The organism is Azonexus sp. IMCC34842, from assembly GCF_050368855.1.
Lineage (GTDB): Bacteria > Pseudomonadota > Gammaproteobacteria > Burkholderiales > Rhodocyclaceae > Azonexus > Azonexus denitrificans_A.
This window is the reverse complement of sequence record NZ_CP178449.1, coordinates 3264793-3276382: the sequence shown is the minus strand read 5'-3', so window position 1 is coordinate 3276382 and position 11590 is coordinate 3264793. Positions and strand designations below refer to the sequence as shown.

11 protein-coding genes are annotated in these 11590 nt (G+C 63.8%); 1 reads left to right on the top strand and 10 read right to left on the bottom strand.

From position 1 onward, the window contains the following. Positions 1 to 58: 58 nt before the first annotated feature. The 4 genes from xerD to ACLIKD_RS15460 form a co-directional block, all read right to left on the bottom strand. The gene (xerD, locus tag ACLIKD_RS15475) at positions 59 to 967 is read right to left on the bottom strand and encodes a site-specific tyrosine recombinase XerD (RefSeq protein WP_428825763.1); all 909 of its coding nucleotides are present in this window, start codon (positions 965 to 967) and stop codon (positions 59 to 61) included. After that, positions 945 to 1424, bottom strand: a complete 480-nt coding sequence (locus ACLIKD_RS15470; RefSeq protein ID WP_428825762.1) for a methylated-DNA--[protein]-cysteine S-methyltransferase — start codon at positions 1422 to 1424, stop codon at positions 945 to 947. Before ACLIKD_RS15470 ends, xerD begins: the two co-directional genes overlap by 23 nt. Before the next feature lie 83 nt (positions 1425 to 1507). Continuing rightward, positions 1508 to 1963, bottom strand: coding sequence for a bacteriohemerythrin (locus tag ACLIKD_RS15465; protein ID WP_226417136.1), 456 nt, complete (start codon positions 1961 to 1963; stop codon positions 1508 to 1510). A 105-nt stretch (positions 1964 to 2068) separates the two neighbouring features. Next, complete coding sequence (locus ACLIKD_RS15460; RefSeq protein WP_428825761.1) at positions 2069 to 3325, bottom strand: glutamate-5-semialdehyde dehydrogenase; 1257 nt, start codon at positions 3323 to 3325, stop codon at positions 2069 to 2071. A gap of 114 nt (positions 3326 to 3439) precedes the next feature. Between ACLIKD_RS15460 and ACLIKD_RS15455 the strand changes: the two genes are divergently transcribed. Next, entirely contained in the window at positions 3440 to 3682 is a 243-nt protein-coding gene (locus ACLIKD_RS15455; RefSeq protein ID WP_226417134.1) for a hypothetical protein, read from the top strand. A gap of 27 nt (positions 3683 to 3709) precedes the next feature. On the opposite strand, the gene ACLIKD_RS15450 is transcribed toward ACLIKD_RS15455, so the two are convergent. The 6 genes from ACLIKD_RS15450 to lptE are packed head-to-tail and all read right to left on the bottom strand — an operon-like array spanning position 3710 to position 11590. Beyond that, positions 3710 to 4621 (bottom strand): diguanylate cyclase, encoded by a 912-nt coding sequence (locus ACLIKD_RS15450; RefSeq protein WP_226417133.1) that lies wholly within the window; start codon positions 4619 to 4621, stop codon positions 3710 to 3712. Continuing rightward, positions 4618 to 7245, bottom strand: coding sequence for an ATP-binding protein (locus ACLIKD_RS15445; protein WP_428825760.1), 2628 nt, complete (start codon positions 7243 to 7245; stop codon positions 4618 to 4620). Before ACLIKD_RS15445 ends, ACLIKD_RS15450 begins: the two co-directional genes overlap by 4 nt. Beyond that, complete coding sequence (locus ACLIKD_RS15440; protein ID WP_428825759.1) at positions 7242 to 7781, bottom strand: YfiR family protein; 540 nt, start codon at positions 7779 to 7781, stop codon at positions 7242 to 7244. The genes ACLIKD_RS15445 and ACLIKD_RS15440 overlap by 4 nt, the downstream gene beginning before the upstream one ends. A gap of 9 nt (positions 7782 to 7790) precedes the next feature. Next, positions 7791 to 10001, bottom strand: a complete 2211-nt coding sequence (locus ACLIKD_RS15435; RefSeq protein ID WP_428825758.1) for a TonB-dependent receptor plug domain-containing protein — start codon at positions 9999 to 10001, stop codon at positions 7791 to 7793. 30 nt (positions 10002 to 10031) lie between these two features. After that, positions 10032 to 11063, bottom strand: a complete 1032-nt coding sequence (gene holA, locus ACLIKD_RS15430; RefSeq protein ID WP_226417129.1) for a DNA polymerase III subunit delta — start codon at positions 11061 to 11063, stop codon at positions 10032 to 10034. Continuing rightward, entirely contained in the window at positions 11063 to 11590 is a 528-nt protein-coding gene (lptE, locus tag ACLIKD_RS15425; protein ID WP_226471594.1) for an LPS assembly lipoprotein LptE, read from the bottom strand. The genes holA and lptE overlap by 1 nt, the downstream gene beginning before the upstream one ends.

Here is an 11590-nt window from a genome sequence, read left to right as displayed (position 1 = left end):
GGTACCGTCCCTGCCAGAGATCGGAGCGGCGCGGATGCGCTGGCGTCGGGCGGCAAAGTCAGCCGCGCGGATGGTGCATGGCGTGCAGCGACTTCAGGCGTTCGCGGGCGACGTGGGTGTAGATCTGGGTGGTCGAAATGTCGGCGTGGCCGAGCAGCAGTTGCACCACCCGCAAATCGGCGCCGTGATTCAGCAGATGGGTTGCGAAGGCGTGGCGCAGGACGTGCGGCGAGAGCTTTTCCGGCGCGATGCCGGCGATCAGCGCATAGCGCTTGATCAACTGCCAGAAGGCCTGGCGGGTCATCGCGCCGCCCCGGGCGGTGACGAACAGGGCGTCGCTCTGCTGGCCCTTGAGGATTTCCGGACGGGCTTCGTTGAGGTAGCGCTGCAGCCAGTCGATGGCCTGTTCGCCGAGCGGCACCAGGCGTTCCTTGCTGCCCTTGCCGAGGGCGCGCAGCACGCCTTCGTTGAAGCCGATTTCGTGCAGCTTCAGATTGACCAGCTCGGAAACCCGCAGGCCGGTGGCGTAGATGGTTTCGAGCATGGCCCGGTCGCGCAGGCCGAGCGGGGTGTCGAGGTCGGGGGCGTTGAGCAGGTTGTCGACCTGCTTTTCCGAGGTCACCTTGGGCAGGCGCGAGGGGCGGGCCGGGTTGACCAGCTTCAGCGTCGGATCGGCGACGATGCGGCCGCGCCCGAGTTGCCAGCGGTAAAAGCGGCGTAGCGTGGACAGGTAACGCGACTGCGAACTGGCCCGGGTGTGGCGCGAAAGGTGGGCGACGAAGGCAGTCAGGGTCGTCTCGCGAATGTCGAGCAAAGGTTCATGGTTGTTTTCGGCCAGCCACAGGCCGAGGCGGCCAAGATCCGAGCGGTAGCTGTCGAGCGTCGCCTTGGCCAGTCCGTCTTCCAGCCAGAGGGCGTCGCAGAACCGGTCGACCTCGGCGAGATCAGCCGGGGAGGCTGTTTTCATGGCTGAGCAGCCAGCGTTTGACGTCGAGCAGGAAGCCACCGCCTTGTCGGCTGAAACCGCCCAGTCCGCCACCCGTGGCGACCACCCGATGGCAGGGAACGACGAGCGGGAAGGGATTGGCGCCGCAAGCCTGGCCGACGGCGCGCGGGGCGTTGTTCAGGCGCTTGGCGACCTGTCCGTAGGTCTCGGTTGCGCCGAGCGGGATGGCGGCGATTGCGGTCCAGACGCGGCGCTGAAAACTCGTGCCGGAGGGACGAAGCGGCAGGCCGAAAGCAAAAGCCGGATCGGCCAGATAGGCCCGCAGCTGGCGCGCGGCTTCGGCGGCGAGCGGCGTTTCCGGGGGCTGTTCGGCCTGGGGCTCGAGAAAGTCGATGCCGGTGATCTCGTCGGCGTCGCATTGCACGCCGAGGGCAAAGCCGGGGGCGGCGACGATGGCCTGGTAGTGCGGCTTGGTCATGTTTTCTCCCAGGGTGTCGTAGCGGTCGCCGCGCCTTGTCGGCAACAATCAGCCGGAGCGAAAATCCCGGCCTGCCGCGTGATTTACTTGAAGAAGCGCCGGAACCAGCTGACTTCCTTCTTGATTTCCTTGTCCTTGATCACGCTCATCATGTTGGCCTTGACCGCACTGACGTAGTCGGCGTCGTCCCGTTTGATGTGATTGACCAGCCAGCGCGCCAGCATCTGGTGCAACTCCTCCGAGACGTCGTCACCGAGATCGAGGCGTTGCTGATATTCGGATACCTTGCGGGTAAACAGCTCGTGCACCTTTTTGTGCGGCTTGCAGTATTGATAACCGGATTCTTCCTGCAGGCTTTCTTCGAAGGCGAAATGCGATAGCGTGTAATCGACGCAGTCGTTGATTACCTGCCGGATCTTTTCCTGATCCTTGGTGACCTGGGCGGCTTCCAGGTCGTTGATGAAATCGACGATGCGTCTGTGCTGGTGGTCAATTACATCAATGCCGGTGTTCAGGTCGTTGGTCCAGGTGATGGCCATGGCGTATGTCCAATATAAAAATCAAGCAATCTGCGAGTGTCGGTTTACGACGGTGTCGTGTCAAGAATGCAGGCGTCTTGTCCCGTCAGAACAATCCGCGGCAGGTCAGGCGCGGACGTGACCGTCGCCGAGAACCACCCATTTCTGGCTGGTCAGTCCTTCCAGGCCAACCGGGCCGCGGGCGTGAATCTTGTCGGTCGAGATGCCGATTTCGGCACCCAGACCGTATTCGAAGCCGTCGGCAAAGCGCGTCGAGGCGTTGATCATCACGGACGCCGAATCGACTTCGCGCAGGAAGCGCATCGCCTTCGGATGGTTGTCGGTGACGATGGCCTCGGTGTGGCCCGACGAATACTGGTTGATGTGGGCGATCGCCTCGTCGATGCCGGACACCACCTTGACCGAGATGATCGGCGCCAGGAATTCGGTGTAGTAATCCTCTTCCGTGGCGGCGACGGCGTTCGGCACGATGGCGCAGGTTTCCGGGCAGCCGCGGATCTCGACGCCCTTACCGGTGAGCATCTGGGCGATCGGCGGCAGCAGCATGGCAGCGACCGAGCGGTCGACAAGCAGCGACTCGGCCGTGTTGCAAGTGCCATAGCGCTGCGTCTTGGCGTTCTCGACGATCTTCAGCGCCTTGTTCGGATCGGCTTCCTCTTCCAGGTAAACGTGGCAGTTGCCGTCCAGGTGCTGGATCATCGGCACGCGCGCTTCGGCGAGCAGGCGGGCGATCAGGCCCTTGCCGCCGCGCGGCACAATGACGTCGACAAATTCGCGCATGGTGATCAGCTCACCGACCGCGGCGCGGTCGGTGGTATCGATCACCTGCACGCTGTCGGCGGGCAGGCCGGCGGCCTGCAGCGCTTCATGGACGAGGGCGGCGATGGCGCGGTTGCAGTTGATCGCTTCCGAGCCGCCGCGCAGGATCGCGGCGTTGCCGGATTTCAGGCACAGGGCGGCGGCATCGGCGGTGACGTTGGGGCGGGCTTCGTAGATGATGCCGATGACGCCGAGCGGCACGCGCATCTTGCCGACCTGGATGCCGGAGGGGCGGAACTTGATGTCGGTCATCTCGCCGATCGGATCGGCCAGCGCGGCGACCTGCTCGACGCCTTCGGCCATGCTGTCCACGCCTTTTTCACTGAGCGCCAGGCGGTCGAGCATGGCTGGCTCCAGGCCGGCGGCCCGGGCGGCGCCAAGGTCGAGGGCGTTGGCGGCGATCAGTGCGGCCTTGTCGCGGCGGATGGCGGCGGCAAGATGCAGCAGTGCGGCATTCTTTTCGGCGGTGGTGGCGCCGGCCAGGCGGCGGGAGGCGGTACGGGCACGGCGCCCGATGTCCTGCATGTAGTCCTTGATATCCATGATGTTCCGGGTGCAGAGCAAAAGACCATTATAGCCAGACAAATTACTGGGAACTTCCGGAAGCGGGTAAACTCTTATCCGCTACGACAACAGGGCTTTCCATCGAGGAAACAGATGGCCAAAAAATTGATATTGCCGACCGAGGTCAAGGTCTGCGCAACGTGCAGCTACTGGGATGGGGAACGGCGGGTGGATGCCGATATGAAACTGGTGGTGGTTGCCGAGGAATGCAGTGGTGAATGCCTGGTGCAGGGTAAGGACCGCCCTGGCTTGCACGACGTGCGCAAGGAAACATCCTGTCTCTGGGAAGATCTCGAACCGGACGACGACATCGGCGGGGCCGACAAGGCTGCCTAATTGGCGGCGCCGGGCGTGCCGGCGCGGTCAACTGGCGCTGTAGCGCCAGAACGTGCGGTTTCTTCCTTCCATCTTGGCGGCATAGAGTGCCGCATCGGCTTCCTGAAAGAATCTTGGATCGACCGTGCCGCCGACCGGCTTGGCGGTCATCCCGCCGAGGCTGATGGTGACATGCGGGCCGACCGACGAATTCGGGTGCGGCTGGCCCAGGGCTTCGATACTCGCCCGGATCTCGTTGCCGATCGTCGCCGCCGAGGTGGCGTCGGTATTCGGCAATAGCAGGACAAACTCCTCGCCACCGTAACGGGCGACCAGATCGCCCGGGCGCAGGGCAAAATTCCTCAGGCAGTTGGCAATCGTCCGTAGCACATTGTCGCCTGCGGCATGCCCCAGGTGGTCGTTATAGGCCTTGAAGTGATCAACGTCGATGATCGCCAGCGACAGCGGGCTATGCGTCCGCGCGCCGCGTCGCCATTCGTTGTCGAGGGCCTTGTCGTAGCGCCGGCGGTTGGCGATTTCGGTCAGGCTGTCGATCATCGCCAGGTGTTCCAGCAGGTGCCGCTGATGCGCCGATTGCAGGTGGTTGCGGACCCGTTTGCGGACGATCGACGGATGAAACGGTTTGGTGATGTAGTCGACCGCGCCGAGATCGAGGCCGCGTTCCTCGTCGGCCGGTGAATCGAGTGCCGAAATGAAAATGACCGGGATCTGCCGTGTCGCGTCGTCGTTCTTCAAGGCCTGAATGACCTGATGGCCGGACATTTCCGGCATCATCACGTCGAGCAGGATGAGGTCCGGCTTCTGCTCATGGGTCCGTTCCAGCGCCTGGGTGCCATTCCTGGCGAGGATGACGCGGCAATCGTTCTGGAGCAGTTCGGCAAGCAGCGTGCGGTTTTGTTTTTCGTCATCGACGACGAGCACGGTCTGCAATTCGCTCATGGCCGGGCAGCGCTCAGCGTTCGACGCAGCGTTTGCAATTTTTCGCGGGCCGCTTCGTATTCGACATCGTCGATCAGTGCGGAAATTTCCCCGAGCAAGGTCGCGCCGTCGGCATCCACTTTCGGATGCCCGCCCAGGGCGTTCTTCAGTTGCCCGAATAGCCTCTCGCTACGGGCATCGGCTGCCGTCAGACTCGTTGCTAATTGGTCGAACATCGCTGCGAACTCGTTCCAGTCGGTGATATTTCGGGCAAGGGGTAACGAGATTAGCGGAGGAAGCGCCGCAAGTCCATCGATCACTATTCGAATTTCATGGGCGAATGTCATCAGCAGCGACTCGTTGGTCGCCGCATCGGACGCCCCGCTCAGTGCTTGTTCGAGCTGGCGAGTGGCATCGACGAGCCGGGCGGCGCCCAGCGATCCGGCGACCGAACGGAGCGAGTGTGCCAACTGGCGGGCTTCGATGCCGTTGCCGTCCAGCAGCGCCTGGCGAATGCGCTGGTCGATGCCGGCAAAGTCGCGCCGGAAGGCGTGCAGCGATTGTCGGTAGAGTTCCGGCCGGTGCATGTGCAAGGCCAGGCCGGCCGCCTTGTCGATGCCGGGCAGGGGCGGCCATGCCACCGCCTTTTCCGCCTCGGCGCTCGGCTCGGCTGAGGCTTGCTCGCCTATCGGCGGCAGCCAGCGACTCAGCGTGTCGTAGAGAAGCTGCGGCGTGATCGGTTTGGTCAGGTGGGCGTTCATGCCTGCTTCCTGTGTCTGCTGCTGGTCCTCGACGGTGGCATGGGCAGTCATCGCGATTACCGGGAGCGTCGCCAGGCGTGGCTCGGCGCGAATCGCCCGGGTCGCCGTCAGACCGTCCATGATCGGCATCTGGATGTCCATCAGGACCAGCCGGAACTCTTCCTTTTCCAGCAGATCGAGCGCTTCCTGGCCGTTGGTGGCGATGCCGACGCTGAGTCCGACGCGTTGCAGCAAGGAAACGGCGATGGTGCGGTTGATCGCGATGTCTTCGACGAGCAGCACGCGTTCGCCCGCCCAGCGCGGCAAATTGCGCTCTTTCGTGCTGTTGGCGGCGGGCGGCGGGCTGCCGGCGACCGCTTCCGCCGGCAGGGCAAAAATCACCGTAAAGCGGAAGGTGCTGCCGTGCTCCGGCGAACTTTCCAGCGAGATCCGGCCGCCCATCAGTTCGACCAGTTGCCGGCAGATCGCCAGCCCCAGGCCGGTGCCGCCGAAGCGCCGGGTGATGCTGCTGTCGGCCTGGGTAAACGGGCTGAACAGCGTTTCCTGCTGCTCGGCCGGGATGCCGATGCCGGTATCGCGCACGGCGAATTCCAGGCTGATGCGCTGATCGGGCAACTGCGCGGCGGTCCGCACGCTGACCTCGATTTCGCCCTGCGGCGTAAATTTGATGGCATTGCCGACCAGGTTGATCAGGATCTGGCCCAGGCGCAGCGAGTCGCCGAGCAGAACCGGCGGGATCTCGCCGCTGTGGACAAAGCGCAGGTCCAGGCCGTGCGCCCGCGCCCGGGCGCTGAACAGGCTGCCGGTCGATTGAAAGACCTTGTCGAGCGAGAATGGGCGCGATTCCAGCGTTAGGCCGCCGGCTTCAATTTTCGAGTAATCGAGGACGTCGTTGATGATGCCGAGCAAGGCGTCCGAAGATTCCATTACTTGCCCGAGATACTCGTACTGCTGGGGCGCCAGCGGGCTTTCCAGGACCATCCGGCTGAGTCCGGTGATGGCATTGAGCGGCGTGCGGATTTCGTGACTCATCCGGGCCAGGAACTCCGACTTGGCCCGGTTGGCGCGCCGCGCTTCGGCCATCGCGTCGCGCAGCGCCTGGGTCCGTTCGCTGACTTTCGTTTCCAGCGTATTGCGATAGGCGGCCAATTCGCTGTCGCGGGCCTGCAGGCTGTCCAGCATCTGGTTGAAGCCGCGGCTCAGGCGGCCGATTTCGTCCCGGCTGTTGGTATTGAGGCGCTGATCGAGCCGGCCGTCGCGCGATACCTGTTTGACCAGGCGGTCGAGGTTTTCCAGCGGCGCGGTAATCCGCCCGACGACGTAACGACTGATCAGCAGCAGGGCGGCGAGCGCGAGCAGCAGCAGCATGACGGTTTCGCCCATGGTCTGGCGCATGGTCTGGTGATATTGCCCGAGCGAGACCAGCAGTTCGATGTGCCCGGCCGGCCGGCTTTGCCCGGCGAGCAGGATCGGTTCGCGAACGATCAGGTGTTGGTCGAGGAAGGCGGCGGCTTGTTCGCCGACCGGAAAGCTTTGCGGTGCCTGCGGGTCGCGTTGATAGGTCGCCAGTACCTGGCCATTGGTCAGAATGCCGCGCCCGGCTTCGACGGCCGGATTGATGGCCAGCGAGGAGAGCAGGCGGTCGGCTTCGCGCTGATCGAGAAAGGCCACTGCCGCCTGCGAATTGGTCGCCAGCAGACGGGCCTGGGCGGCCATCGATTCGGCCCATTGGGTTTGCAGCAAGTGCTTTTGTTGGGCATAGACGAGCAGGACAACCAGCCCGACGGTGATCAGCAGAAACGAGAACGACAGCGCCACCAGCTTGTTGCGGATACTCGGCTGGGGCCGGAGCAGGGTCTTCAGGCGTTGGCGCCGGTTGTTCATGGTTCGATGACCCGGGCCAGGCGCAATAACTGGGCATTGAATTCGAAGCCCTTTTTCTGCGCGGTGCGACGGTTGATGACAATGCTCACCCGCTCGCCCTCCACGGGCAGTTCGATCATTCCGCCAGCCCGTGCAAAGCCGGCGATGTCGGAGACCGTGACGATCCGCTTTCCGTCGGTCCGGTTCAGCCAGGATTCAAGGTTGCCGGCCTCCGAGCGACTGATGAACAACAGATGGCAGGCCGTCGGATCGCCCGGCGCCAGACGGACCTCGATGTTGGCGCCATCCTGGCTCAACTGGTTGATCGCCGGGCCGAACGGATTCTTGCCGACGACGCAGAGGATCAGCGGGCTGGGGGCCTTCTCGCCGGCCGGCCAGTAAACGAATTGCGACAGGCGGTAAAAAAGCACCGCTTTCATGCCGTATTCGGAGACGACCTGGGCTTGCGCCGTCGCCGGCACAGTCGCGTGCAAGCCGAGCCAGAGCAGGAATACCCTGGCCAGCCAGTCGGCGGAGAAGCGGTCGAGTCTGCTCACGCGCCGCCGTCAGAAGCGGTATTCGACGGTGCCCATGAAGGTGCGCGGCTGCTGCGGCACCTGGATCATGGTCGTGCTCGACGAGCCGTGGGCGGCGTAGTAGCGCTCGTCGAACAGGTTGTAGATGTCGACGTAGAGCGACAGATGTTCGCCGGCCAGCTTGTGGATGCCGAGGTGCAGGCTGGCCAGCGTGTGGGCGTCGGTTTTCAGCCGTTCGCCAGGGGCGAGCGTGTTCTTCACCCCGGTATTAGTTTCGCCGATCCATTGCAGGCGGGGCGTGACGGTCAGCCAGTCCTGGTAGCGGAAGGTGGTGCCGAGCTTGAGCTTGTGGGTCGCGATGTAGGTCTGGTCCCACTCGATGCCGTTGAGCGAATCCTGTGTCGTGCCCTTGATGTAGCTGTAGCTCCCCCATAGATCGGCGGTCCACGCGCCGGCCAGATGGATCTGCCATTGCGGGATGAGGTCGACGCCGCTGTAGTCGTCGCGCCCGCCATTCTGCTTCGCGGATGTCTTGGAAAGGATGGCGCCCGGGATGTACTGGGTCGACACGGCTTCGTTGCTGGTGACGATGACGTCGGTGACCTTGGCGTGATAGAGATTGGTGACCAGGTTGAAATCCTTGCGCGGCCGCCAGTCCCAGGTTAGCGACAGGTTCTTCGATTTCTCCGGTTCGAGCGCGGTATTGGGGACGCGGAAATTGACGCCGATATAGCGGCCGCTGCCATCCTTGGCGCCGGTAAACGAGCCGAAGGCGCTCACCGACTCGTCCGGCGAGGGAGCGCGGAAGGCTTCGCCGTAAAGTAGCTTGAGGTAACTGCCGGGCACCGCCTGCCAGACGATGCCGAGGCGCGGGTTGGTACTGCTGCCGTAGGTCGAATACCAGTCCTGGCGGACGCCGACCATGGTCGATAGCGTCGGGGTCCATTGCGCCTGCCACTGCACATAGCCCGACCAGCTGTAGTAGCTGGTCTCGAAGCCTTGCACGGGCAGCGTCGTGTTCGGGTAATTCACCCCCTGCTCGCGCGGCCCTTTCGAGGTGTCGTAAGGGCGCGGCAGGTCGGGCGTTTCCAGTGCGTAGTAGTCGCGATAGGCCAGACCGGCGAGAACGGCATGCTCGTCGCTGGCCCGCCAGTTGAAATTCTGTTCGATGCCCTGGCGGCGGGCTTTCGAATAATCGTAGCCCTCGTTCTGGAAGTCGGTGAAGATATTGAGGTAGCGGCTCTGCGGATCGATTTCGTAGCGCGAATAATCGATCACCGTTTCGCTGGACAGCGAGCTGCTGATATCGAACCGGTATTTGCCGTACCAGGTGTCGATGGTGGTGTCCCAGCGGGCATTGTCCAGGTAGAGCGCGCTGGCGGTTGTGTCGCCGGTGCTCGTCAGGCTTTTGAAACGGTTGCGGTAGAAGCCGACGGTCAGCCGGTCGCCGGCGTCGAGGCGGAAATACTGGCTCTGGCTGCTGATCCCGCCGACATAGTCCTCGCGGGCGGCGGCCGGGATGACGGTGTTGCCGGCAAAGGTCTTGGCATCGACCTTCGGATAGTCCTTGGCGTAGTACTTGTCGAGCTTGGCACGGTCGCTTTGCTGGTAGTGCGCGCCGGCCGTCAGCGAAAAGTTTTCGCCGAGCTTGCCGCTGGTCAGGAAATCGCCTTCGAGCGAGCCGAAACTGCCGAAGCCGGCGCTGACCTTGCCGCTGGCCCCCTCGGCCTTTTCGGTGATGATGTTGATGACGCCGGCGAAGGCGTCGGCACCGTAGAGGGCGGCGGCCGGTCCGTAGAGCACTTCGACCTGCTTGGCGAAGTAGAGCGAGAAGTTCTCGGCAATCGGGATCTTGCCGCCGGCCGGATGGTCGATGCGCACGCCGTCGAGCAGGATCAGCAACTTGTTGTTGCTGACGTGGCCCTGAAAGACGAAATTGTTGTACTGGGAGGAGCGCGTGCCGCGCTGGAAATCGACGCCCGGCAGATCTTCGAGCAGGTCGGCGAGGCTCTTGTAGCGCCGGTCACGCATCTGCTCGCGGGTGATCACCATGATGTGGGCGGGGGTCTTTTCACGGCCTTCCTGGCGACGGGAGGCAGTGATCACCGGGGTGGCGATCAGGTCTTCAAGCGACAGCGGCAGCAGCTCGCTGACGCTGTCGGTGGCCAGGCCGACGGTTGGCGCGGCGCTCAGCGCCGCCGCCAGGCCGAGCAGGCGCAGACTCGGACAAAAGGTTTTCATGGATCCCCCGGCATAGCGTTTTTGTCTGGTTCAGCGCACGGCGCCGGTCCGTATCGGGCCGCCCGGGCAAAGGCGCAGGCCGAGACGGAGAAATTCTTCCCAGATATTACCCTGACCGATGCCTTTGGCCAGCCGGTCAATTCTGCCGGCATGTTGCAGGGCGGCTTCGAGTACCGTGCTGGTCAGGCGCTGCAATGCCTTTTTCACCGGTATCGCGCGCGGTCCCCAGACCTTGGCGTCCTTGAGCAACTGGTCGACCGCCTTGCCGCTATCGATGCCGGCCCGGATTGTCGTCAGCGCGCGGATTTCCTCGCTCATCGCCCAGAGTACCAGGGGCGGCGCCTCGCCTTCCTGCATCAGCCCGTCGAGCGTCCGGGTCAGGCGGCCAATGTCGCCGGAGAGCAGGGCTTCGCGCAGGCCGTCGATGTCGTAGCGGGCGACGTTGAGCACGGCGTCGCGAATTTGCTCGGCGGTCAACTGGCCGGCCGGGTAGAGCAGGCCGAGTTTCTGGATTTCCTGGTGGGCGGCCAGCAGGTTGCCTTCGACGCGCTCGGCGATGAACTTCAGGCTTTCCTGATCGGCGCTCTGCTGCTGGCGGCGCAGCCGACCGGCGATCCAGCCCGGCAGCTCGGCGAGCGGTGGCGCCATCAGCTTGATCGCCACCCCGGCGTTGACCAGGGTGGTGAACCAGACCGCCTTTTCCTCGCGCCAATCGAGTTCCGGCAGCGTGATCAGCAGCAGGTTGTCGGACGACAGGTGCTGGCACCACTGCTGTAGTGCGGCGCCGCCTTCCTTGCCCGGCTTGCCGGTCGGAATGCGCAGATCGATCAGCTTGCGATCGCCGAACAGCGACAGGTTGCCGCCGGCGGCAAGCAGCAGCCCCCAGTCGAAAGCCGGCAGCACGGTCAGCACTTCGCGTTCGTTGTAGCCCTGCTGGCGGGCCTTGCTGCGGATGGTGTCGGCGGCTTCGATGACGAGCAGCGGCTCGTCGCCGTACAGCACATACAGGGGGCGCAACTCGCGTTCGAGGTGCGCGGCGAGTTGTTCACCCTTCAGCAGCATTACTCGTCTTCTTCTGGCAGGTCGGGGTTCTTCGGCTTGATGATCGACAGCCGGCGCATGATCTGGTTGACCAGGTCATTGTTCATGTCGCGCCAGAGCAGGCCTTCTTCCAGATCCTTGGCGAGGATGTTGGAGTCGTCGAAGGTGATGTCGCGGCTCAGGTTGACTTCGTTCGGCGGCACCAGCACCTGGCCCTTGGTATTGACGACCTGGAAGCGGTAGGTCAGTTGCAGGCGGTATTCCCGCACGCGGCCCTGGGCGTTGACGCTGAGGATGGTCTTCTGGCGGCTGTCGGTGAGTTGCTGGAAGGTGGCGTCGGCCAGCTTGGCGTCATCGACGATCTCGGTACTGCCGGCCGCATTGATGTAGCGTTCGAGCCAGATCCGGACATCGGCCGTTTCCGGCAGTGCGATGTACATCGTCTTGTAGGGCAGGTTGCCGCTGAGCGTCCCGCGCAGATGGAACCCGCAGCCGGCAATAAAGGCGGCGAACAGCACTGCGAGCAAAAGCCGGAACGGGAGGCGCAT

Bases quoted from the DNA above. Each gene is read 5' to 3' on its own strand.
- holA (WP_226417129.1), bottom strand. From the start codon at position 11,063: ATGCTGCTGAAGGGTGAACAACTCGCCGCGCACCTCGAACGCGAGTTG.
- lptE (WP_226471594.1), bottom strand. From the start codon at position 11,590: ATGCGCCTCCCGTTCCGGCTTTTGCTCGCAGTGCTGTTCGCCGCCTTT.
- ACLIKD_RS15465 (WP_226417136.1), bottom strand. From the start codon at position 1,963: ATGGCCATCACCTGGACCAACGACCTGAACACCGGCATTGATGTAATT.
- ACLIKD_RS15460 (WP_428825761.1), bottom strand. From the start codon at position 3,325: ATGGATATCAAGGACTACATGCAGGACATCGGGCGCCGTGCCCGTACC.
- ACLIKD_RS15435 (WP_428825758.1), bottom strand. From the start codon at position 10,001: ATGAAAACCTTTTGTCCGAGTCTGCGCCTGCTCGGCCTGGCGGCGGCG.
- ACLIKD_RS15450 (WP_226417133.1), bottom strand. From the start codon at position 4,621: ATGAGCGAATTGCAGACCGTGCTCGTCGTCGATGACGAAAAACAAAAC.
- ACLIKD_RS15455 (WP_226417134.1), top strand. From the start codon at position 3,440: ATGGCCAAAAAATTGATATTGCCGACCGAGGTCAAGGTCTGCGCAACG.
- ACLIKD_RS15470 (WP_428825762.1), bottom strand. From the start codon at position 1,424: ATGACCAAGCCGCACTACCAGGCCATCGTCGCCGCCCCCGGCTTTGCC.
- ACLIKD_RS15445 (WP_428825760.1), bottom strand. From the start codon at position 7,245: ATGAACAACCGGCGCCAACGCCTGAAGACCCTGCTCCGGCCCCAGCCG.
- xerD (WP_428825763.1), bottom strand. From the start codon at position 967: ATGAAAACAGCCTCCCCGGCTGATCTCGCCGAGGTCGACCGGTTCTGC.